Consider the following 21,687-nt stretch of genomic DNA (forward strand, 5'->3'; position numbering starts at 1 on the left):
TTCACATGGCTTCCCCGCCCCCTCCTCGAAACGGCGCTGCCCAGCGTCGCAACCCTCGGGGCGGACCCGGCGGCAGCACGCGGCCGGGCACCCGCACCAGCCGGTCCGAGCGCGGCACCTCGCGCGCTCGGCCGGCGCCGTCGCGACCCAGGGACTCGCGCCTGGGTGACTCCGGCACGATGTCGGCGGTGGGCGCGTCGGCGAAGGCGGCGCCTCGTCGACCCCGGTTCACGGGTCGCGCCGCCGTGCTGGTGCTGGTGCTCGCCGTACTCACCGTGTCCTATGCCTCCTCGCTGCGCGCCTACCTCGAGCAGCGGGCCCACATCGGCGACCTCAAGGGCGCCATCGCCGAGCGCGAGGCCAGCATCAACGCCCTCGAGCGGGAGAAGCAGCGGTGGGAGGACCCCGCCTTCGTCAAGGCGCAGGCGCGGGCCCGGTTCGGCTACCTCATGCCGGGCGAGACCGGCTTCCTCGTGCTCGACGAGAACGGCGAGCCGCTGGAGAGCCAGACCGCCCTCAGCGATCCCGACGACGTGATCAAGACCGTCCCCACGGCGTGGTGGTCGGATGCGTGGACCTCGATCGAGCTGGCCGGCAACCCGCCGGCGCTCGGTGACGGTCCCGCTACGGAGATCGACGGCGTGGCCGGCCGGTGAGCCCCGTGATCGAGCCCGCCGACGAGGCGGCCATCGCCGCCCAGCTCGGCCGCGAACCCCGTGCCATCCACGACATCGGCCACCGCTGCCCCTGCGGCAACCCGGACGTGGTGACGACCGAGCCGCGGCTGCCCAACGGCACGCCGTTCCCGACGACCTTCTACCTCACCTGCCCGCGCGCGGCGTCGCGCATCGGCACCCTCGAGGGGTCGGGGCTGATGAAGGAGATGCAGGACCGGCTCGGCGAGGATCCCGAGCTGGCCTCCGCCTACCGCACCGCCCACGAGGCCTATCTCGCCTTCCGCGGCGACGTGGCGCAGTCGGCCGGGCACGACGTCCCCGAGATCGAGGGCATCTCCGCCGGCGGCATGCCGGACCGGGTCAAGTGCCTGCACGTGCTCGCCGGCCAGTCGCTGGCGATGGGGCGCGGTGTCAACCCGCTCGGCGACGAGGTCCTCGACCTCCTCGGTGACTGGTGGGCCTCCGGGCCGTGCGTGACACCCGGCGACTCCCCTCGATCTGCCCCGGACTGAGGCCGGCACCTGGATCGTGAGCCTCTCTGAAATTCATTTACGTAAATGAACTTCAGAAGAGGGTCAGATCGCCGTCCGACCGCGGAGAAGCAGTCCGGGGCATCAGCGCGAGGGCGTGGGCGAGGGTGGCGTGCGCCCGGGCCAGGGCCATCGGCCGCTCGATCGCGCACACGGCGTGGCGGAGACCCCGAACGACCGCGACCAGCATGTCGACGTTGATGGGATCGAGGGCCAGGTCGAGCTGCTCGGCGTAGTCGGTCACGACCTCGACCTCCCTGGCCTCCCACTCGGCGAGAATCCGTCCGATGGACTCGTCGTCTCGTGCCAGCTGGGTCATGGCAAGCCAGGCACGGGTGACAGCGATCTCCTCGGCGTCGAACGGCAGCAGATGGTGCGGTCTCCGAGGCCATGGACTCGACCGACCCGGGTCGATGCGCAAGACGTCCGTGAGAGAGACGAACCACCGTTGGCCGAAGCGCATCGCAATCTGCTGCCACATGCCATCCGTGCTGCCGAACCACTGGCGGACAGCTTGGGGTGTGCAGTTGAACTCGTCCGCCAGGCTCCGCAAGGTCACGCCCCCGGTGCCGTTCCTGGCCATCAGCCTGATCGCACCGTCCGTGGCGATGTCGCCGCGATGCACACTGCGGTGTCGCATGAACGGGCCTGCTCGGGACATCTCGAAGCGCATCGGTCGAGCACATCACGCCGACCACGCAGCGCGCTCGCGTCATCCACAGCCTCGGGACCGGCCACAATGGCGACATGACGCGCGTGGCAGCCATCGACTGCGGCACCAACACCATCAAGCTCCTGATCGGCAGCCACACCGCTGAGGGTCTCGACGTGCGTGTGCGCGAGTCCCGGATGGTCCGCCTCGGGCAGGGCGTCGACGCGACGGGCCGGCTCTCGGAGGAGGCGCTGGTCCGCGCCTTCGCGGCGATCGACGCGTATGCCGAGCTCATCACCGAGGAAGGCGTCGAGCAGATCAGGTTCTGTGCGACCTCCGCGACCCGCGACGCCAGCAACGCCGCCGACTTCCGCGCCGGCGTGCTCGCCCGGATCGGGGTGGAGCCTGAGGTCCTGTCCGGTGACGAGGAGGCGGCTGTCGCCTTCGCCGGCGCGATGAGCAACGTGGGCGACGAGGTGGCGCGCCCGATCCTCGTCGTCGACATCGGCGGCGGCTCCACCGAGGTGGTGCTCGGTGACGACACCGGCGTGCTGGCCGCCAGGTCGATGGACATCGGCTCGGTGCGGCTGCACGAGCGCCACATCCGCCACGATCCCGCGACTCGCGAGGAGGTCGAGGCCGTCGTCCGCGACATCGACGACCAGCTCGACGCGTGCGGGGTCGACCTCGCGGCGGCTGCGACGGTCGTCGGCATCGCGGGCACCATGACCACGGTCGGCGCCGGGGTGCTCGACCTGGCGGCGTACGACCCCGCAGCGGTCGATCTCTCGGTGCACCCGGTCGACGACGTCCACACCTATGTCGACCGGCTGGTCGCGATGACGGTCTCCGAGCGGCTGGCCCTGGGCTACATGCACCCCGGCCGCGCCGACGTGATCGACGCCGGGGCCCTGATCGCGTCGAGGGTGCTGCGGCGCACGAGCGTGGGCACGATGCTCATCAGCGAGGCCGACATCCTCGAGGGAATCGCCTGGTCGCTGCGGCCATGACCGACCTGCCGCACCCGCTCACCGGCCAGCCGTTCGGATCTCCCGTGCGGCCCGGGACGGGGTGGCCCGAGGACCCCGCAGCCCCGGACACGCCGGTCGCGCGCACGCCTGCAGGTGTACGCCGCCTCGCCGGCGCTGCTCCGCTCGCCGAGCTCGACGCCCGGGTGAGTGTGTGCGCGGCGTGCCCGAGGCTCGTGCGCTGGCGTGAGGACGTCGCCCGCGACAAGCGGGCCTCTTTCGCGGACCAGCCCTACTGGGGCCGACCGATCGCCGGGTGGGGCGACCCGGAGCCGGGGATCCTGATCGTCGGGCTGGCCCCGGCCGCCAACGGCGGCAACCGCACAGGTCGGGTCTTCACGGGCGACTCGAGCGGCGACTGGCTCTTCGCGTCGCTGCACCGCGTCGGGCTCGCGTCGCAGCCGACCAGCGAGCACGCGGGCGACGGGCAGCAGCTCATCGGCGCCCGGATGGTCGCCACGGTCAGGTGCGCACCACCGGCGAACAAGCCGACCACGACCGAGCGCGACACCTGTGCCCCCTGGATCAACGCGGAGGTCCGGCTGCTGCTCCCGCACGTGCGTGCGGTCGTGGCGCTCGGCGCCTACGGCTGGGACGGCGCCCTGCGGTCCCTCGCCGGCGCTGGACTGGAGGTCCCGCGGCCCCGCCCGCGGTTCGGCCACGGCGCCGAGGTGACGATCGGATCCCTGACCCTGCTCGGCTGCTACCACCCGAGCCAGCACAACACCTTCACCGGTCGGCTGACCCCGACGATGCTCGACGAGGTGTTCCTGAGGGCCCGGGAACTGGCCCGAGAACAGGCGCGGTGACTCGGTCCGGGTCGGGCCACGGGGCATACTCCCGGTATGACTGAGGAGATCACCGCACTCCCGGACGACGACTTCCGGCGCGCGTTCATGCGCGACGTGCTGCGTCCCGAGCGGATCGCGGCGAGCGTGGACCGGGTCCTGGGAGAGCGTCTCGAGCTGGGACCGGTGAGCGCGGGAGCGGGGGCGCGGCGACTGGCCAAGGTGACGGCCGTGGCGACCTATCGCCCCAGTCGCGGCCAGGCGCTGGCCGACGACAGCTGCTACCTCGTCGAGGTCCCGGTGCACGTGGCCTTCGACCTCGACCTCGCGGTGGAGACGCTGAGCTTCGAGGCCGAGGTCCTGCTGCCGCTGGACATCAAGGTGCTCATGGAGCCGCCGCTGACGATGGTCTGGGAGATCTCCCCACCCGCCCCCGAGGACGTCACCCTCGAGCTGGTGCCCGGGAACCGCGTCGGGTCGATGGTGCAGAAGGCCGCCGGCCTCGACGACGAGCTGCGCCGGTTCCTGGTGAAGGTGGTCGACGAGGAGCTGGCCAAGCCCCACGTGCAGCGCGCCACCCGGATCAACATCTCCGACCTGATCGACTCCGCCTGGCCAGCACTGGCTGACCACTTCCTGCCGCCCGCCGACGCGAGCGCCACGCCGATCGCCGACGCGGGTGCCTGACACAATGAGCGGCGTGACCCTCCACGCCATCACCGTCCTCGGCCACGACCGTCCCGGGATCATCGCCGAGACCACCGAGCAGCTGGCCGCGCTCGGCCTCAACCTCGAGGACTCCTCGATGACGCTGTTGCGCGGGCACTTCGCGATGACGCTCATCTGCGCCGGCGACACGACCGTGGCCGCGGTCGAGCAGGCGCTGGCCCCGCTCGCTGCCGACGGCACGCTCACCGTGACGGTTCGCGAGGTGCCCGAGGAGCGGCCCGGCCGGCCCGCGGGCTCCGCCTGGGTGCTGACCGTGCACGGCGGCGACCGCGCCGGCATCGTGTCCACCGTCGCCCACGAGATCGCCGCCGTGGGCGGCAACATCACCGACCTCACCACCCGGCTGGCCGGCGACCTCTACCTCCTCGTCGCCGAGCTCGACCTGCCCGCCGACACCGACGTGTCCGGGCTCGAGGACGCGCTGCGCGACGCCGCGCAGCGGCTCGGCGTCGGCGTCACGCTGCGTGAGGCCGAGGCCGACGACCTGTGATCAACGAGCAGCTCTCCACGTGGCGCGTGGAGGACCTCGGCGTCGAGGGGCGCGTGCTCGACGTCGTCCGCGCGCCCGCACCGGTCCTGTCGACTGACGGTGGCCGGGTCGATCCGACGACCGCCGAGGTCGTGCAGCTGGCGGCCGACCTCGTCGCCACGATGCGGGTCTCGCCCGGCTGTGTCGGGCTGGCCGCGCCCCAGGTGGGGGAGGGCGTGAAGGTGTTCTGCGTGGACGTCTCCGAGCACCCCAAGACCCGTGACCACCACGGCACGTTCGTGCTCTGCAACGCCGAGGTCGTCGAGTCCTCGCGCAACGAGAAGGCCCGGGAGGGCTGCATGAGCGTCCCCGACCTCACCGGCGACGTGAAGCGGGCGACGCGTGTCGTCGTACGCGGCGAGCTGCCCGGGACCGGCGAGTCGGTCACGGTGGAGGCCACCGCCTTCGAGGCTCGTGCGTTGCAGCACGAGATCGACCACTGCGACGGACTGCTGTTCCTGGACCGCGCGGCCGGTGCCCACGCCATCTACGCTCGCAAGACCTACCTGTAGCCAGTCGCCCCCGTATCCCAATGGCAGAGGAAGCGGTCTTAAAAACCGCACAGTCTGGGTTCGAGTCCCAGCGGGGGCACGGGAACACTCGGTCCCGCTCGAACGTTTGAATGAATGGCCGCCGAGTAAGGTGGCAGTACAGGCAGCACCATGTGCATCGGCCTCCAAGGAGAGACCATGAAGAGCAACAACCCCGTTTTCGCCCGTTCCGAGGAATTCAACGGACGGGCCAACGCCTACGGCAACCAGACCTACGCCGGCGGCGGCCAGCCCTACCCCGGCTACGGCCAGGCGCCGTCCGCCCCGGAATACGGCGACCCGTCCGCCTACGGCACCGGCACCCCGGGTCAGGTCGACCAGGGCCGGATGACGATCGACTCGGTCGTCCAGAAGACCTCGATCTCCCTGGCGATCGTGATCGCGTTCGCGGCGCTCACTTGGTTCTGGACCGGTGACTCCATCACCGAGGCCGGCACCACCAACCCCGACGCCGTCGGCAAGCTCTACCTCGCGCTGATGGTCGGCTCCTTCGGTGCCTTCGCGCTGTCGATGGTCAACTCGTTCAAGAAGGTCGTCAGCCCTGCGCTGGTCATCGCCTTCGCCGCGCTCGAGGGCGTCGCTCTCGGCGCCTTCTCGAAGGTCATCCCGGCGGTTGCCGGCGTCAGCACCGACATCGTGCTGCAGGCCGTCATCGGCACCTTCGCGGCCTTCGCCGGCACGCTCGCGGCCTACAAGTTCTTCAACATCCAGGTCGGCACCAAGTTCCGCACCTTCGTGGTCGCGGCCATGTTCGGCATGGTGGCGCTCGGTCTGATGGAGATGGTGCTGGGCTTCTTCGGCAACCAGATCGGCTTCTTCGGCTTCGGCGGCATCGGTCTGCTGTTCGCCATCGGCGGCCTGGTGCTCGGCGTGTTCATGCTGATCCTCGACTTCGACTTCGTCGAGAAGGGCATCGCTGCCGGACTCCCCGAGCGCGACTCGTGGCGTGCGGCCTTCGGGCTCACGGTCAGCCTCGTCTGGATCTACACCAACCTGCTCCGGATCCTCGCGATCTTCCAGCAGGACTGATCAACCACGGTCGACCCGGCACCTTCCGCCGGGTCGGCCTGCAGCACCTCCGCCGGCTCGTCGTCCTCAGGACGACGGGCCGGTGGCATGTCAGAGCTCGGTCGCGGCAGCGTCGGCTTCCGACTGCTCGGGCGACTCGACGTCGGGGCTCGGGTGGCGACGGCGGTGCCGCAGCTCGACCCAGCGACCGCGCAGCCCGCGCTGGGAGCCCGAGACCTCGGTGCCGCCGAGCTCGGTGCCCGGCGTCTTGACGGCGCGTACGGCGGCTGCCGCGACCGGCAGGACACCCTCGCCGCGATAGGGCTCGGGCAGCGCCTCGTCCTCGGGCACCAGGCCCAGCGCGGCCAGGCACGACGGGATGAGCACCGACGCGAGCTGCTTGTAGCCGTCGGCGGAGGGATGGAACTGGTCCGGGCCGAACAGCAGCGCCGGGGCGGCGGCGAACTCCGGCCCCAGGATCGAGGCGAGCGCCACGGTGCGCCCACCCTCCTCGAGGACGGCGATGGACTGCGCGGCAGCCAGCCGGCGTGACCAGGAGCGCGCCACCTGCTTGAGCGGGGGAGCGATGGGCTTGATGGTGCCGAGGTCGGGGCAGGTGCCGACGACGACGGCGACGCCGTCGTCGCGCAGGCGGCGGACGCCCTCGGCGAGGTGCTGCACCGATTGCGACGGCATGACGGTGTGGGTCACGTCGTTGGCGCCGATCAGGATGACGGCGAGGTCGGGGTCGGTGCCCAGGGCCGCTTCGACCTGGGCCAGCAGGTCGCTGGACTTGGCACCGACGACGGCGGACGCACGCAGGTGCACCCGTCGGTCGGCCTGCGCCGCGATCCCGCTCGCGAGCTGGGCACCGGGCGTGTCCTCGACCCGCTCCACGCCGTACCCGGCGGCACTCGAATCGCCGAGGAGCGCGATCTTGATCGCGGGGCCGGGGCGGCCGCGGCCGTACCAACCCGTCGAGTCGGGTGGGGTGTGCTCGCTGAGCACGCCGATGGTCCTGCGGGCCAGTCGGGCCTCAGCGACCAGGACGCCGTAGAGGCCTGCTCCGAGCACGGAGAGGCCGCCGCCCCCGAAGGCTGCTGCCGATGCGAGCTTGCGCGCTGCCCCTGTCGTCCCCACGACTTCATGTTACGGGCGGGTAGATGGCTACATTGGCCGGGTGAAGTATGTGAACTCGCTCCTCGACCTCATCGGCAACACCCCGCTGCTGAGGCTGTCCGCCTCTCTCGACGACCTCGGGGGCACAGAAGGCCCGCTCGTGCTCGCCAAGATCGAGTACCTCAACCCGGGTGGCTCGGTGAAGGACCGCATCGCGACCCGGATGATCGAGGCCGCCGAAGCGTCCGGCGAGCTGCAGCCCGGCGGCACGATCGTGGAGCCCACGTCGGGCAACACCGGTGTCGGCCTGGCGATGGTCGCGCAGGCCAAGGGCTACAAGTGCATCTTCGTGTGCCCGGACAAGGTCAGCGAGGACAAGCGCAACGTCTTGAAGGCGTACGGCGCCGAGGTGGTCGTCTGCCCGACCGCGGTCGCCCCCGAGCACCCTGACTCCTACTACAACGTCAGCGACCGCCTCGCCTCGCAGCCCGGCGCCTGGAAGCCCGACCAGTACTCCAACCCGCACAACCCGCGCTCCCACTACGAGACCACCGGTCCGGAGGTCTGGGAGCAGACGGACGGCAAGATCACCCACTTCGTCGCGGGCGTCGGCACGGGCGGCACGATCTCCGGCATCGGTCGCTACCTCAAGGAGCAGAACCCCGAGATCCAGGTGATCGGCGCCGATCCCGCCGGCTCGGTCTACTCCGGCGGCAGCGGCCGTCCCTACCTCGTCGAGGGCGTCGGCGAGGACTTCTGGCCCGAGACCTACGACCGCACGATCGCCGACCGGATCATCGAGGTCTCCGACGCCGACTCGTTCGCCTACACCCGGCGGCTCGCCCGCGAGGAGGCGCTGCTCGTCGGCGGCTCGTCCGGCATGGCCGCCTTCGCCGCCAAGCAGCTCGCCGAGGAGCTCGCGGCCGAGGGCCGCACCGACGCGGTCATCGTCGTGCTGCTGCCCGACTCCGGTCGCGGCTACCTCACGAAGGTCTTCAACGACGAGTGGCTGGGCACCTACGGCTTCGCCACGCCCGGTGACTCGCAGGACCGCACGGTCGGGGAGGTGCTGCGCGGCAAGTCCGGCCAGCTGCCCGACCTCGTGCACACCCACCCCAGCGAGACCGTCGCCGAGGCGGTGCACATCCTGCAGGAGTACGGCGTCTCGCAGATGCCCGTCGTGCGCGCGGAGCCGCCCATCGTGGCCGCCGAGGTCGCCGGGTCGGTCTCCGAGCGCACCCTGCTCGACGCGCTGTTCGCCGGCTCGGCCAAGCTGACCGACCCCGTCGAGCAGCACATGTCGGCGCCGCTGCCCACCATCGGCTCGACCTCCGGGGCCCGCGAGGCGGTGTCGCTGCTGGAGTCCTCCGACGCGGTGCTCGTGCAGGAGGACGGCAAGCCCGTCGGCGTACTCACGCGGCAGGACCTCCTCGCGTTCTTGGCTCGCGGGTGATGATGGGGCCCGTGAAGACGATGCTGCGCGGCACCTCGGCCGCACTCCTGCTCCTGCTCGCCGTCGGTTGCTCCGACTCCGGCTCCGACCGGGCCGACGACCCCACGGCCGCCGTCGAGGTCGAGGTCGGCGAGGAGTTCACCTGGAACGGCTTCACCGTCGCCGACGGCTGGAAGATCGACTCCTCGACCCAGATGATCAACATGGAGGAGCAGGATCGTCCCTTCATCACCGGCGAGGTCACCAACGAGGGCACCGAGCCGCGGTTCGCCCTCTTCGAGTTCGTCTTCGTCGCGGACGGGACGCTGCAGTCGACGATCCGCTGCACGTCCGAGAAGATCCCCACCGGCACGACGACCGACCTCGGCTGCCCCGGGTTCGAGAGCGTGCCCGAGGGCTACGACCTGATCCAGGTCCAGGAAGTCACGCGCTGATCACTCGATGGAGCTGTCCACCAGCACGATCGCACTCCTGGTCCTCGCCGCCCTGGCGGCGGGCTTTGTCGACGCGGTCGTCGGTGGCGGCGGGCTGATCCAGCTGCCGGCGCTGCTGATCGGGCTGCCCGGGGCGTCGGTGGTGCAGATCGCGGCCACCAACAAGCTGGCGTCCTTCTGCGGGACCTCGATCAGCGCGGCGACGTACTTCCGGAGGATCCGGCCGGACCCACGGACGTTCCTGCCCTTGATGCTGGCGGCGTTCGTCGGCTCGTTCGGTGGTGCGCTGGTCGCGTCGCTGATGCCGCGCAGCGCGTTCGACCCGATCATCCTGGTCGTGCTGGTGCTCGTCGGCTCCTACGTGTGGTTCAAGCCCAGCGTCGGCTCGCTGACGAAGCTCAGGTTCAGCGGCGGCACCCACCTGTCCGCGGTGCTGGTGACCGGCCTGGCCGTCGGGTTCTACGACGGCGCGATCGGTCCCGGGACCGGCTCGTTCTTCGTCTTCGCGCTCGTCGGTCTGCTCGGCTATGACTTCCTCCAGGCCTCGGCCAAGGCCAAGCTCGCCAACTGGGCGACCAACCTCGCCGCGCTCGTCGTCTTCGTCCCGCAGGGTGCCGTCATGTGGGAGCTCGGCCTGATGATGGCGGCCGCCAACATCACCGGTGGATATGCAGGTGCGCGGGTCGCTGTCGCCCGCGGATCACGCTTCGTGCGGATCTTCTTCCTGGTCGTCGTCACCGCGCTGGTCGTGCGACTCGGCGGTGGCGTGCTCGGGGTGTGGTGATCGGCAGAGCGTGAGCTCGCCCGGTAGCGTGCGCACGTGGGCGTGGTGGGGACTATCGACGGCTTCCAGCGCCGGCATCCGGTGCTGGGCTTCCCGCTCGGCGTGATCTACAAGTTCTACGACGACCAGGGCAACTACCTCGCCGCGATGTTGACCTACTACGCCTTCGTCGCGATCTTCCCGCTGATGCTGCTCGGCACCTCGATCCTCGGCTTCGTGCTCGGCGCCCGGCCGGAGTGGCAGGAGGACATCCTCAACTCCGCCCTGAGCCAGTTCCCGATCATCGGCGACCAGCTCGGCCGGCCGGAGGGGCTGACGGGCTCGGCCGCGGGAGTGGTGTTCGGGTCGCTGGCGGCGCTCTACGGCTCGATGGGGCTGGCGCAGTCGCTGCAGAACACGATGCACGTCGCGTGGTCGGTGCCGCGCAACTCCCGGCCCAACCCGTTCTACGCTCGGCTCAAGAGCCTGGTGCTGCTCTTCACCGCGGGCGCCGCGCTGCTCTCGGTCTCCATCGCCTCCACGATCGCGACGACGACGACCTTCTTCGAGGTCGGCACGAAGTGGCTGCTGCCGCTGGTCACGGTGCTCATCGTCGGCACGATGCTCACGATCCTGTTCCGGTTCGCGGCGGCGGGCCAGCACAGCTTCCGGCGCGCGGCCCCCGGCGGCTACACGCTGGCCGTGCTCTGGCAGCTGCTCCAGCTGCTCGGCGCGCTCTACGTCTCCGAGGTGCTGGTCGACACGACCGCGATGACCAAGACCTTCGGGCTGGTGCTCGGGCTGATCGGCTTCCTGTTCATCGGCGCGGTGATGGCGGTGCTGTCGATGGAGATCAACGTCGTCATCGCCCGCCGGCTCTACCCCCGCGCCCTGCTCACGCCCTTCACCGACGCGGTCGACCTGACGCCTGCCGACCGGCGCGCCTACGCCTCGTATGCCCGCATGCAGCGGCACAAGGGCTTCGAGCGCGTCTCGGTCACCTGGGACGAGCAGGAGTGAGCTCCTACCTCACCCTCGCCCGCGACGCCCGCGTCGAGATCGAGGTGAAGCACTCGCGTTTCCTCTGCACGCTGCAGCGCGTGCCGTCCGAGGCGGAGGCCCGGGCGCTGGTCGCGGCGCTGCGCAAGGAGCACTGGGACGCGCGGCACCACTGCTCGGCGTTCGTGCTCGGCCCGGACTCCGCGGTGCAGCGGTCCTCCGACGACGGCGAGCCGGCCGGCACCGCCGGGGCGCCGATGCTCGAGGTGCTGCGCGGGGCGGGCGTCTCCGACGTGGTGGCGGTCGTGACGCGGTGGTTCGGCGGCACGCTGCTCGGAGCGGGCGGCCTGGTCCGGGCGTACGGCGATACCGTGCGTCTTGCAGTGGAGTCCGCCGGCACCCTGCGCCGCGACCTCGTGACGGAGTTCGAGGTCTCCCTCGACCACGGCTCCGCCGGGCGGGTCGAGAACGAGCTGCGCGCGCGTGGCCTCGTCGTCCTCGCATCGGCGTACGGCGACCGCGTGACGCTCCTCGTCGGCTCCACGACTCCGGCGTCGGTCGCACCGCTCGTCGCCGAGGTGACCGGGGGCGAGGCGACGGCCGAGCAGGTCGGCGAGCGCTGGGTCGACGCGGGCTGACCCGCCGCGACTAGGCTCGGAGTCGTGTTCTGGATGAGCGCCTTCATCGACGTACCGGCGTCCGGCTTCGAGTCCTCGGTGACCTTCTGGTCGGCCGTGAGCGGCTGCTCGCCGTCGACGCGTCGCGGCGCGGACGAGGAGTTCCTGACCCTCGTGCCCGCGACCGGCGACGCCCACCTGCGGATGCAGAGGGTGGGCGACGGGGCGCCGCGGATCCACCTCGACCTGCACGTGCCCGACCCCCGCGCCGCTGCCGATCGAGCGGTCGCGCTCGGGGCCGTCGAGGTGGCCGACGAGGGCCATGTCGTCATGCGCTCGCCCGGGGGACTGACCCTCTGCTTCGTGTCCCACCCTGCCGCCGAGGTCGCGCCGCCGATGCGGTGGCCCGACGAATCGCGCAGCATCCTCGACCAGGTGTGCATCGACATCCCGCAGGCGAGCTTCGAGGGCGAGGCCGCCTTCTGGCAGTCGTTGCTGGACTGGCCGCACGTCGGCTCGTCGTACGCCGAGTTCGAGCGCCTCGACCGGCCTGAGGGTCAGGCGCTGAGGGTCCTGCTCCAGCGCGTGCGGGATGACGGCCCGGTGCGCGCGCACCTCGACCTCTCGTGCTCGTCGCGCGAGCGGGAGATGCTGCGCCACGTCGGGCTCGGTGCCCGGGTCGTCGCCGACCACGACGCGTGGACCGTGATGGCCGACCCCGCCGGGATGGCCTACTGCTTGACGGACCGTTCTCCGGGTTGAGGGGCGACGCCGACGTAGACCCAGCGCCCGCCGCGCTGCGCGAAGACGCTGCGCTCGTGCAGCGAGCCCGCGCCGGCGGGGGAGTCGTAGTGGGCGACGAACTCGACCTCGTCGCCCGTCGCGTCCAGCACCTCGAGCCGCGTCCAGGTCAGGCCCGGCTCGGGTGCGAGGTCGTCGGGGCGGGTGCGCGGGTGCCAGGTGCGGAAGACGTAGTCGGTCTCGCCGACGGCGTACGCAGCGAACCGCGAGCGCATCAGCTGCTCGGGCGTGGTGGCCAGGGCCGTGCCGCGGTGCAGCGGCCCGCAGCATGAGTCGTACGTCGATGCGGAGCCGCACGGGCAGTCGCGAGTGAACACCGGTCGAGCCTAGACGGGTCCGCAGCACGAGGTTTCGCACTACATTGCGACGACCACCCCCGTTCTCGAGCACAAGGAGACACGTCTTGACCACCACCAAGCGCGCGACGGCAGGAGCCTTCGTGCTCGCCGCCACGCTGGGCCTGGGTGCGACCTCAGTCGTGCCCGCCCAGTCCGCCGTCATGGCCGCACCCACGGGCACCACGACGACCGTGGCCGTCCAGTCCCCGACGGTCGTCTACGGCGACACCACCAAGCTGACGGTGAGCGTCGACGCGGCCAGCAACGGGGCCAAGCCCGCCGGCAAGGTCGAGGTCGAGGTCGGCGACAAGACCCTCGTCGCCGACGTCACCAACAGCGGCAAGGTCGACTTCGACTGGCCGCTCGTGGATGCCTCGCGCACGCCGTACGCCGTCACCGCCTCGTTCGTCCCGACCGACGCCACCGCGTTCAGCACCTCGGCGTCCGCCCCGGTGAACGTCACGGTGGTCAAGTCCCCGACGGCCACCACGCTCGCCGCGCGGCACAACAAGCTCAAGCGCAAGATCGTCGCCACGAGCGCCACCACCTCGGCGCACGGCCAGGTCCCCACGGGCAAGGTCAAGTTCGTCCTGAAGCGCAACGGTCGCCGGACCGCCGCGACGGTCGTCCCGCTCACCAGCACTGCCGCCGCCAAGGCGGTCTTCCGCAAGGTCTCCAGCAAGGGCCGCTACAAGGTGGTCGCCAAGTACCTCGGCAGCGTGAACTTCCTGAGGTCGAAGACCTCGTTCGACATCACTTCCTGAGCGCCGAACGACACAGGAGCCCCGCCGACCGGCGGGGCTCCTGTGCGTGGTGCGGGTGGGTCAGGGCTTGTTGCCGTTGCCCGGGTGGGTGCCGTTGGCCGCGCAGTACTCCTCGACGGTCATGTCGGCCGCCTCAGCAGCAGCCTCGAGACCGGCGAACGGCGGGGCCTTGCGCTTCTGCTCCTGGCCCTTCTCCGAGCCGGCGAAGTAGGCCGTGCACAGGCCGAAGGTGTTGTGACCGTTGGGGCCGGGCTCGGCGGTCGCGACGACGGTGCCGCCGGCGATGAGGGCGGCGACGGCCGCGGGAACTGCGAGCATGGTGATACGCATGAGATGCCTTCCGAGGAGTTGTTGCTACACCCCATACGGAACCCACGACGAGCGTCGCGAGCCCACCCTCCCCGGTGCGGCTGATTACGAGGGCAGAGTCTGGGCCGTAACCAATGCTCTTGGCAAGAGTTTGAGAGGCGTGAATTTCTCTCGGGCTCTTGTCGCGTCCTGTCTCCTCGTCGTCGGTACGGCGACGCTCGGCTGTGCGCCCTCAGGTGCTGACGACGTGGCGGCGAGGGGCTCCCGGCTCGATCCGGACTTCAAGCCGGGCAAGGGCAAGCACCGGGCCGGCGAGCACGGCCGGGCGCGCGGCGCGAAGCCCGCGGCGCGCGAGGGCGAGCGCGACGCGAAGGGGGATCGCCGCGACGGCGAGAAGACGAAGAGCGTCACGAAGCCCGCCGCGTCGAGCCCGTCGAGCACCCCGACGAAGGGCCCGTCGAAGAGCTCCTCGAGCAGCCCGACGAAGAGCGCACCGACGACGTCCGGGCCCGCCCCGAGCGAGGGCCAGAGCGCCAGCACCACAGCCACCCCCACGACGGGACCCACTCCTGCCGGCTCAGCGAGCGTGAGCGATCCGCGGGGCGACGTCCGGGGCGGTCTGACGGGCGCCCCGGCCCATGCCGACGCGGTGGGGGCCGTGGTGACGCGCACGGCAGGCGGCTTCGAGGTGCGCATCCAGGTCGCGGGCGCGCTGCCACAGGTCTGGGACGGGTCCAACGTGGAGAACATCGTGGCGTTCTTCGACGTCGACCTGGACGGTCAGGTCGACTACGAGACCTGGGGCCACCTCGCCGAGGACGGGTGGAGCGCCAGCGCTCGTCGCCCCGACGGTGCGTCGTTCGGTGCAGCCAGCGGTGTGACGGCGACGCCGTCGGGGGACACGCTCGTGCTGAGCTTCCCCGCGTCGGTCGTCGGCGGAGCGACCAGCTTCCAGTGGTCGGTCGCGACCGAGTTCGGGTCGCTGACCCAGGTCGCCTCCGGGACCACCGCCACCGACTTCGCCCCCGACAGCGGCGGGGTGCGGTTCCCCGCCTGACGGGTCCGCGATCAGGCGACGATCCCGAGCGCTGACTCGAGCTTGTCGACCTCCTCGCCCGAGTGCACGGCGATGCGCTGGAGCGAGGGGATGCTGGAGCGGCAGCCGGTGTAGCCGACGTTGAACATGCCGTCGTAGGACACGGCGGTGACGTTGAGCGCCTGGCCGTTGAAGAGCAGGCTGACCGGGAAGAACTCCTCCAGTCGCGAGCCGTCGAGGTAGCGCGTCTCCGAGGGGCCCGGCACGTTGGAGATGACCAGGTTGGAGGCCGGTCGCCCCCGGCCGCCGAAGCCCAGGATCGCCTGCGACAGGAAGGGCAGCATCAGGGCTGCGGTGTAGGTGTCCATGGCGACTCCGCCGACCTGCGGCAGGCGAGCCTTGCCCAGCTGCGTGGAGGACTTGATCCGCTGGATGCGCTCCAGCGGGCACTCGATGTCGGTGCCGAGCATGGCGTAGAGGAACGTGATCGCGTTGCCGACCGACGCGCCGTCGCCCGGTCGCACGGACACCGGGACGTTGGCGGTGAGGGTCTCGTTGGGCAGCTGGTCGTTCTCCAGGAGGTAGCGGCGCAGCGCGCCCCCGATGACAGCGAGGAAGACGTCGTTGAGGCTGCCGTCGGCTGCCTTGGCGATCGTCTTCAGGCGCTCGATCGAGTAGACCTGCGTCGCGAACCGGCGCGGAGCCTGGATGCGGCCGTTGAAGATGGACTTGGGGGCGCGGAACGGCGTGGCCCGCTCCCCGTCGCCCAGACCGGTCGCGGTCTCGAGGTAGGTCCGGCCCAGCGAGGTCGCGACGCCGACGGCATCTCGGCCCGCGCCCACGAGCCCACCGACGCGCGACGAGGTCTCGCGGCTCACGACCTCGAGCGCGCCCTGCTTGTTGGGGAGGCCCGACTGGTCGGGTCCGCGGGTGCCCACGGCCCACGGGGGGAGCATGTCGCGGGTCTCGGGGTCGGCCGAGAGCATCCGCTTGAGCAGCCGGATCCCGCCGACGCCGTCGATCTGCGAGTGGTGGGCCTTGAAGTACAGGGACCAGCGTCCCTCCTCCAGGCCCTCGATCACGTGGCACTCCCACAGCGGGTAGCGGCGGTCCATCTTGGCGCTGTGCAGGCGCGAGATCAGGACACCGAGCTCGCGCTGTGACCCCGGGGCGGGCAGCGCGGAGTGCCGCAGGTGGTAGTCGAGGTCGATCTCGTCGTCCGCGAGCTCCACCCAGCTGGGCACCGGCAGCGACTTGAACAGGTAGTTGAACGGCGGGGCGAACTGGTGGACCTCACGCCAGCGCTTGACCAGGTCGGCCACGAAGGTGGGCTGGCCCTCCGGCACGCTCAAGGTGGCCAGCATCCCGACCTGCATGGGCGTCCTCGACTTCTCGGCGAAGAGCCATGCGGAGTCGTTGATCTTGAGCAACTTGCGAGCCACGTGGAAGTCCTTGCGATGGGGTTTTCGCAGACTAACGACGCAGGGCCGTCCCGGATACGTGTGGCCCGTCGGACTACCGTGGCCGGGTGACCACGTCGACCACCGTGTCTGCCACCACACCTCCCGCCATCGCCACCCTCGGAGAGCTCCGCGCCTCCGGCCACGAGCTCAGGCCGCTGCGCGTCGAGCTCCGGGACAACCTGCTCGCGCGCCTGCGTGACGGGGTCGACCCGTGGCCGGGTCTGCACGGCTTCGGCGAGACCGTGATCCCGCAGCTAGAGCGCGCGCTGATCGCCGGCCACGACCTCGTCCTCCTCGGCGAGCGGGGGCAGGGCAAGACACGGCTGCTGCGCTCGTTGGTCGGCCTGCTCGACGAGTGGTCGCCGGTGATCTCCGGGTCCGAGCTGGGGGAGCACCCCTATGACCCGATCACCATCTCCTCCCAGCAGTCGCTGGCGACGTACGGCGACGAGCTGCGCATCTCCTGGCGCCACCGCGACGAGCGGTACTCCGAGAAGCTCGCCACCCCCGACACGAGCGTCGCCGACCTGATCGGCGACGTCGATCCGATGAAGGTGGCGGAGGGCCGCTCGCTCGGTGACCCGGAGACGATCCACTTCGGCCTGATCCCGCGCTCCCACCGCGGCATCGTGGCGATCAACGAGCTGCCCGACCTCGCCGAGCGGATCCAGGTCGCGATGCTCAACGTCATGGAGGAGCGCGACATCCAGATCCGCGGCTACGTCCTGCGGCTGCCCCTCGACGTGCTCGTCGTCGCGTCCGCCAACCCCGAGGACTACACCAACCGCGGGCGCATCATCACCCCGCTCAAGGACCGCTTCGGCGCCGAGATCCGCACCCACTACCCGCTCGAGGTCGTCGACGAGATCGCGGTGATCCGCCAGGAGGCCGACCTCGTCGCCGAGGTGCCCGACGTGCTCGTCGAGATCCTGGCGCGCTTCACCCGCAACCTGCGTGAGTCCAGTGCCGTCGACCAGCGCTCGGGTGTCAGTGCCCGCTTCGCCATCGCCGGCGCGGAGACGATCGCCGCGGCGGCGCTGCACCGCGCGACCGTCAACGGGGAGGACCTCGCGGTCGCCCGTGTCGTCGACCTCGAGACGGCCGTCGAGGTGCTCGGCGGCAAGATCGAGTTCGAGACCGGTGAGGAGGGCCGCGAGAGCGAGGTCCTGACCCACTTGTTGCGTACGGCGATCGCCGAGGCCGTCAGGGGCCACTTCCGTGGCCTCGACCTCGGCCTGCTCGTCGAGGCCATCGAGGACGGCGCGACCATCGCGACGAGCGGTCGCACGACGGCCCGCGAGTTCCTCGCCGGCCTGCCCGTGCTCGGTGAGTCAGAGGTCTACGACGACATCGGTGCGCGCATCGACGCGACCAACGACGGCGAGCGCGCGTGCGCCATCGAGCTCGCGCTCGAGGGGCTCTACCTCGCCCGCCGGGTCGGCAAGGAGACGGACGGCCGGGAGACGGTCTATGGCTGAGCCGCGGACCCCATGAGCCGTTATCGCAAGTACGACGGCGGCGACCCGCTCGCCCCGCCGGTCGACCTGGCGGAGGCGCTGGACGCGATCGGCCAGGAGGTGATGGCCGGCTACTCGCCCGAGCGCGCGATGCGCGAGTTCCTGCGCCGCGGTGGGCAGGACCAGCAGGGGCTGGACGACCTCGCGCGGCGGATCGCAGAGAAGCGGCGCGACCTGCTGCAGCGCCACAACCTCGACGGAACCATGCAGCAGGTGCGCGAGCTGCTCGACCAGGCGGTGCTCGCCGAGCGCGGACAGCTCGCCCGCGACGTGGTGATGGAGGACGGCGACCGGGCGTTCCGCGAGCTCCAGCTCGACAACCTCCCGGACTCCACGGCCGCTGCGGTGACCGAGTTGTCGACGTACGACTGGACGTCGTCGGAGGCTCGCGCGGCCTACGACGAGATCAAGGACCTGCTCGGCCGCGAGCTGCTCGACCAGCGCTTCGCCGGCATGAAGGAGGCGATGGAGGGCGCGACCGACGAGGACCGCGCCGCCATCAACGAGATGCTCGGCGACCTCAACGACCTGCTGGAGAAGCACTCGCGTGGAGAGGACACCGACGAGGACTTCGCCGACTTCATGGACAAGCACGGCGACTTCTTCCCGGAGGACCCGCAGGACATCGACGAGCTCATGGACACCCTGGCCGAGCGCTCGGCCGCCGCCCAGCGGATGCTCAACTCGATGACGCCCGAGCAGCGCGCCGAGCTGATGCAGCTCTCGCAGCAGGCGTTCGGCTCCCCGGAGCTGATGCAGCAGCTCGCCCGGATGGACGCCAACCTCCAGTCGCTGCGCCCGGATCTCGACTGGGGCAGCTCGGCGAACTTCGACGGGGAACAAGGGCTGGGCCTCGGCGACGGCACCGGCGCCTTCCAGGACCTTGCGGAGCTCGACGCGCTGGCCGACCAGCTCTCCCAGACCTACGGCGGAGCGCGGATGGAGGACGTCGACCTCGACGCCCTCGCCCGACAGCTCGGCGACCAGGCCGCCGTCGACGCGCGCACGCTGGCGGACCTGGAGAAGGCGCTGCGCAGCTCCGGCTACCTCCAGCGCGGCTCCGACGGGGAGCTGCGGCTCTCACCGAAGGCGATGCGCCAGCTCGGCAAGGCGCTGCTCCGCGACGTCGCGACCCGGATGTCCGGGCGCCAGGGACAGCGCGAGTCGCGCAACGCCGGTGCTGCCGGCGAGCTCTCCGGGGGCACCCGCGCGTGGGAGTACGGCGACACCGAGCCGTGGGACGTCACGCGCACGATCACCAACGCGGTCCTGCGGACGGCCTCCGAGACGCTGGTTGAGCAGCGAGGCACGAGCGTGTCGAAACCGAGGCTTCGCCTGAACATGGCGGACATCGAGGTCCAGGAGACCGAGGAACGCACCCAGGCGGCGGTGGCGCTGCTCGTCGACACCTCCTTCTCGATGGCGATGGACGGCCGCTGGGTGCCGATGAAGCGCACCGCACTCGCGCTGCACCAGCTGATCCAGTCCCGCTTCCGCGGCGACCACCTGCAGCTCATCGGCTTCGGCCGGCACGCCCAGGTGATGGAGATCGAGGAGCTGACCGCGCTCGACGCGCGCTGGGCCAAGGGCACCAACCTGCACCACGGCCTGCTGCTCGCCAACCGGCACTTCCGCAAGCACCCCAACGCCCAGCCCGTGCTGCTGATCGTCACCGACGGCGAACCGACCAGCCACCTCGAGCCGGACGGGGACGTGTGGTTCTCCTACCCGCCCCACCCGCTGACGATCGCCAACACCGTGCGCGAGCTCGACAACTCGCGGCGGCTCGGTGCGCAGACGACGTTCTTCCGGCTCGGCGAGGACCCGGGCCTGGCGCGCTTCATCGAGTCGATGGCCCGCCGGGTCGAGGGGCGGATGGTCTCGCCCGAGCTCGACGACCTCGGCGCCGCCGTCGTCGGGTCCTATCTCGGCGACCGGTCGGCGTCGACGTACAGGGAGCAGTTCGGTGGCTGGTACGGCGGCGACCGCGGCTTCTGGGTCGGCTGAGACCCTCCCGCTGACCTCAGCCGGCCAGCATCCGCATCAGCTCGGCGCCCATCTGCTCGACCACGGGTCAAGGCCGCCCACGGTGGTGCGGAACTGCAGCACGGCCGAGTCGGAGGCCCGCCACTCGTGGCACGGGTCAGACCGCGAAGCCGGGGAGGTTCTCCTCCAGGATCGCGCGGAACGGTGCCTCGGCCTCGAGCTGGCTGAGCAGGCCGAGGCCCCCGAGCCAGGTGCGGTGGATGAGCAGGTAGTTGGCCGGCAGGTTGAGCTTGGTCGCGACCGTGAACGCCGGGTCGCGCGGGTTGTTGATCCGCTCGAACTGGGCCCGCATCCACGTGCGGCTGAAGCGGAAGCGCTCGACCCGCGCCGGCTCGATGAAGGGCGCGAGGTAGTCGAGGACGAGGTGCGGATCAACGCGCACGTTGTCCTTGATGAAGCCCTCCTCGCGGAGCCCGGCGACGAGCTGGTCGACGTCGGCGTCGCGCGCGATCCGGATCAGCGTCCCCATCGCGGTCGGCAGGTGGCGATCGGGCAGCCGGGCGACGGCACCGAAGTCGAGCACGCCGAGCTGGCCGGTGTCGGGCATCGGGCGGAAGTTCCCCGGGTGCGGGTCGGCGTGCAGCATGCCGGTGCGGACGGGCCCGGAGAAGAGGAAGCGGGCGAGCAGCTCGCCGTAGTGGTCGCGTTCGGTCTGCGTCCCCTCCCGGATGACGTGGGCGAGGCTGTACGGCGACTCGAGCCACTCGGTGACCAGCACCTTCTCCCCGCTGGCCACGACGTCGGGGATGACGAAGTCCGGGTCGTCGCGGAACGCGGCGGCGAAGACACGCTGGGCCTCGGCCTCCAGGGAGTAGTCGAGCTCGTCGGCGGCGCGCGCCTGCAGCTCGGCGACGAGGGGCTTGATGTCGATGCCGGGGAAGACCGGGGCGATGCCCTTGGCCAGGCGGGCGAGCTGGCGCAGGTCGCTCATCAACGCCTCGCCGGCGCCGGGATATTGCACCTTCACGGCCACGTCGCGACCGTCGGACCACCGCCCCTTGTGCACCTGCCCGATGCTCGCCGCGGCGGTCGGCCCGCCGTCGAGCCAGACGAGCTGCTTCTTCCAGGTCGGCCCGAGGTCGTTCTCGAGCTGGTCGCGCACCGTCTGGGTCGGCATCGGCGGCGCATCGTCCTGCAGCTTGGTCAGGTTGGCGCGGTACGGCGCCACCAGCTCGTCGGGCAGTGCGGCCTCGAGCACGCTCAGCGCCTGCCCGAACTTCATCGCTCCACCCTTGAGCTCACCCAGCGTCCTGAACAGCTGCTCGGCCGTGCGCTGCTGCACCTCGTTGAGCACCATCTCCGCCGGCGCACCGCCCAGGCGCCTGCCGAAACCCACCGCCGTACGCCCTGCATAGCCGAGGGGCAGCGCCGCCAGGCGTGCGCCGCGTGCGATGCCCTTGCGGGGAAGTTCGGTCATGGAAGTCAGTGTCGCCGATGCCCGGTTGGCGCGTCCTATCGTGATCGCCATGGAGCTCGAGTTCGCCGGTGAGGTCGTCGAGTGGCGCGGACCAGCGCCCTTCCACTTCGTGCCGCTCC

General features: G+C 71.0%; 24 protein-coding genes and 1 tRNA gene. 19 read left to right on the plus strand and 6 right to left on the minus strand.

All coding sequences use genetic code 11. The features are described 5' to 3' along the window. Positions 1 to 5 precede the first annotated feature (5 nt). Together C9J87_RS02425 and C9J87_RS02430 are read left to right on the plus strand one after the other, a co-directional pair. Complete coding sequence (locus tag C9J87_RS02425; protein WP_232819807.1) at positions 6 to 656, plus strand: FtsB family cell division protein; 651 nt, start codon at positions 6 to 8, stop codon at positions 654 to 656. Continuing rightward, positions 653 to 1,189, plus strand: a complete 537-nt coding sequence (locus C9J87_RS02430; protein WP_107704630.1) for a DUF501 domain-containing protein — start codon at positions 653 to 655, stop codon at positions 1,187 to 1,189. The genes C9J87_RS02425 and C9J87_RS02430 overlap by 4 nt, the downstream gene beginning before the upstream one ends. A gap of 52 nt (positions 1,190 to 1,241) precedes the next feature. On the opposite strand, the gene C9J87_RS19580 is transcribed toward C9J87_RS02430, so the two are convergent. Then, entirely contained in the window at positions 1,242 to 1,526 is a 285-nt protein-coding gene (locus C9J87_RS19580) for a hypothetical protein (RefSeq protein WP_157953097.1), read from the minus strand. A 428-nt stretch (positions 1,527 to 1,954) separates the two neighbouring features. Here C9J87_RS19580 and C9J87_RS02440 point away from each other — a divergent pair, with 428 nt between their 5' ends. The 7 genes from C9J87_RS02440 (at position 1,955) to C9J87_RS02470 (ending at position 6,513) form a co-directional block, all read left to right on the plus strand. Then, on the plus strand, positions 1,955 to 2,869 hold the full coding sequence (locus tag C9J87_RS02440; protein ID WP_107704632.1) for a Ppx/GppA phosphatase family protein: 915 nt from the start codon (positions 1,955 to 1,957) through the stop codon (positions 2,867 to 2,869). Then, positions 2,866 to 3,696, plus strand: a complete 831-nt coding sequence (locus C9J87_RS02445; protein ID WP_107704633.1) for a uracil-DNA glycosylase — start codon at positions 2,866 to 2,868, stop codon at positions 3,694 to 3,696. Before C9J87_RS02440 ends, C9J87_RS02445 begins: the two co-directional genes overlap by 4 nt. 36 nt (positions 3,697 to 3,732) lie before the next feature. Next, the gene (locus C9J87_RS02450; RefSeq protein WP_107704634.1) at positions 3,733 to 4,362 is read left to right on the plus strand and encodes a hypothetical protein; all 630 of its coding nucleotides are present in this window, start codon (positions 3,733 to 3,735) and stop codon (positions 4,360 to 4,362) included. A gap of 4 nt (positions 4,363 to 4,366) precedes the next feature. Then, complete coding sequence (locus C9J87_RS02455) at positions 4,367 to 4,894, plus strand: glycine cleavage system protein R (protein ID WP_232819808.1); 528 nt, start codon at positions 4,367 to 4,369, stop codon at positions 4,892 to 4,894. Next, positions 4,891 to 5,445 carry a peptide deformylase gene (def, locus tag C9J87_RS02460; RefSeq protein ID WP_010833991.1) on the plus strand — a complete coding sequence of 185 codons (555 nt, stop codon included), beginning with the start codon at positions 4,891 to 4,893 and terminating at the stop codon, positions 5,443 to 5,445. The genes C9J87_RS02455 and def overlap by 4 nt, the downstream gene beginning before the upstream one ends. Positions 5,446 to 5,451: 6 nt before the next feature. Beyond that, a tRNA-Leu gene (locus C9J87_RS02465) sits at positions 5,452 to 5,524 on the plus strand. Between the two features lie 98 nt (positions 5,525 to 5,622). Then, complete coding sequence (locus tag C9J87_RS02470; RefSeq protein WP_036491166.1) at positions 5,623 to 6,513, plus strand: Bax inhibitor-1/YccA family protein; 891 nt, start codon at positions 5,623 to 5,625, stop codon at positions 6,511 to 6,513. A gap of 90 nt (positions 6,514 to 6,603) precedes the next feature. Here the strand turns inward: C9J87_RS02470 and C9J87_RS02475 are convergent, their stop codons facing one another. After that, positions 6,604 to 7,632, minus strand: a complete 1,029-nt coding sequence (locus C9J87_RS02475; protein ID WP_036491163.1) for an SGNH/GDSL hydrolase family protein — start codon at positions 7,630 to 7,632, stop codon at positions 6,604 to 6,606. Positions 7,633 to 7,672: 40 nt separating this feature from the next. Here C9J87_RS02475 and C9J87_RS02480 point away from each other — a divergent pair, with 40 nt between their 5' ends. Genes C9J87_RS02480 through C9J87_RS02505 form a run of 6 tightly spaced genes read left to right on the plus strand, consistent with a single transcriptional unit; the run spans position 7,673 to position 12,639 of the window. Beyond that, complete coding sequence (locus C9J87_RS02480; protein WP_107704636.1) at positions 7,673 to 9,064, plus strand: cystathionine beta-synthase; 1,392 nt, start codon at positions 7,673 to 7,675, stop codon at positions 9,062 to 9,064. Between the two features lie 11 nt (positions 9,065 to 9,075). Beyond that, a complete protein-coding gene (locus C9J87_RS02485) occupies positions 9,076 to 9,498 on the plus strand; it encodes a hypothetical protein (RefSeq protein WP_157953098.1) in 423 nt (140 codons plus the stop codon). 7 nt (positions 9,499 to 9,505) lie between these two features. Beyond that, entirely contained in the window at positions 9,506 to 10,282 is a 777-nt protein-coding gene (locus C9J87_RS02490; protein ID WP_010833986.1) for a sulfite exporter TauE/SafE family protein, read from the plus strand. 36 nt (positions 10,283 to 10,318) lie between these two features. Then, on the plus strand, positions 10,319 to 11,281 hold the full coding sequence (locus C9J87_RS02495) for a YihY/virulence factor BrkB family protein (protein WP_010833985.1): 963 nt from the start codon (positions 10,319 to 10,321) through the stop codon (positions 11,279 to 11,281). Next, a complete protein-coding gene (locus C9J87_RS02500; protein ID WP_107704638.1) occupies positions 11,278 to 11,898 on the plus strand; it encodes a YigZ family protein in 621 nt (206 codons plus the stop codon). Before C9J87_RS02495 ends, C9J87_RS02500 begins: the two co-directional genes overlap by 4 nt. A gap of 33 nt (positions 11,899 to 11,931) precedes the next feature. Then, the gene (locus C9J87_RS02505; RefSeq protein WP_232819816.1) at positions 11,932 to 12,639 is read left to right on the plus strand and encodes a VOC family protein; all 708 of its coding nucleotides are present in this window, start codon (positions 11,932 to 11,934) and stop codon (positions 12,637 to 12,639) included. Here C9J87_RS02505 and C9J87_RS02510 read toward each other — a convergent pair. Further along, positions 12,609 to 12,995: a YchJ family protein gene (locus tag C9J87_RS02510; protein WP_107704640.1), complete on the minus strand. Its 387-nt coding sequence runs from the start codon at positions 12,993 to 12,995 to the stop codon at positions 12,609 to 12,611. The genes C9J87_RS02505 and C9J87_RS02510 overlap by 31 nt on opposite strands. 86 nt (positions 12,996 to 13,081) lie before the next feature. Between C9J87_RS02510 and C9J87_RS02515 the strand changes: the two genes are divergently transcribed. Further along, positions 13,082 to 13,780, plus strand: a complete 699-nt coding sequence (locus C9J87_RS02515) for an Ig-like domain repeat protein (protein WP_107704641.1) — start codon at positions 13,082 to 13,084, stop codon at positions 13,778 to 13,780. A gap of 60 nt (positions 13,781 to 13,840) precedes the next feature. Here the strand turns inward: C9J87_RS02515 and C9J87_RS02520 are convergent, their stop codons facing one another. Beyond that, positions 13,841 to 14,098 carry a hypothetical protein gene (locus C9J87_RS02520; protein WP_010833980.1) on the minus strand — a complete coding sequence of 86 codons (258 nt, stop codon included), beginning with the start codon at positions 14,096 to 14,098 and terminating at the stop codon, positions 13,841 to 13,843. 151 nt (positions 14,099 to 14,249) lie between these two features. Here C9J87_RS02520 and C9J87_RS02525 point away from each other — a divergent pair, with 151 nt between their 5' ends. Further along, positions 14,250 to 15,146 carry a hypothetical protein gene (locus C9J87_RS02525; RefSeq protein WP_157953099.1) on the plus strand — a complete coding sequence of 299 codons (897 nt, stop codon included), beginning with the start codon at positions 14,250 to 14,252 and terminating at the stop codon, positions 15,144 to 15,146. An 11-nt stretch (positions 15,147 to 15,157) separates the two neighbouring features. Here C9J87_RS02525 and C9J87_RS02530 read toward each other — a convergent pair whose 3' ends face one another. Beyond that, positions 15,158 to 16,567, minus strand: a complete 1,410-nt coding sequence (locus tag C9J87_RS02530; protein ID WP_198652234.1) for a WS/DGAT/MGAT family O-acyltransferase — start codon at positions 16,565 to 16,567, stop codon at positions 15,158 to 15,160. A gap of 86 nt (positions 16,568 to 16,653) precedes the next feature. Here C9J87_RS02530 and C9J87_RS02535 point away from each other — a divergent pair, with 86 nt between their 5' ends. Both C9J87_RS02535 and C9J87_RS02540 read left to right on the plus strand, forming a co-directional pair. Beyond that, positions 16,654 to 18,066 (plus strand): P-loop NTPase family protein, encoded by a 1,413-nt coding sequence (locus C9J87_RS02535; RefSeq protein ID WP_010833977.1) that lies wholly within the window; start codon positions 16,654 to 16,656, stop codon positions 18,064 to 18,066. Positions 18,067 to 18,078: 12 nt separating this feature from the next. Beyond that, positions 18,079 to 20,112, plus strand: coding sequence for a vWA domain-containing protein (locus C9J87_RS02540; RefSeq protein ID WP_010833976.1), 2,034 nt, complete (start codon positions 18,079 to 18,081; stop codon positions 20,110 to 20,112). Between the two features lie 136 nt (positions 20,113 to 20,248). On the opposite strand, the gene C9J87_RS02545 is transcribed toward C9J87_RS02540, so the two are convergent. Further along, complete coding sequence (locus C9J87_RS02545) at positions 20,249 to 21,568, minus strand: ABC1 kinase family protein (protein ID WP_010833975.1); 1,320 nt, start codon at positions 21,566 to 21,568, stop codon at positions 20,249 to 20,251. Positions 21,569 to 21,687: the final 119 nt, after the last annotated feature.

Source organism: Nocardioides allogilvus, assembly GCF_003047285.1.
GTDB classification, from domain to species: Bacteria; Actinomycetota; Actinomycetes; order Propionibacteriales; family Nocardioidaceae; genus Nocardioides; species Nocardioides allogilvus.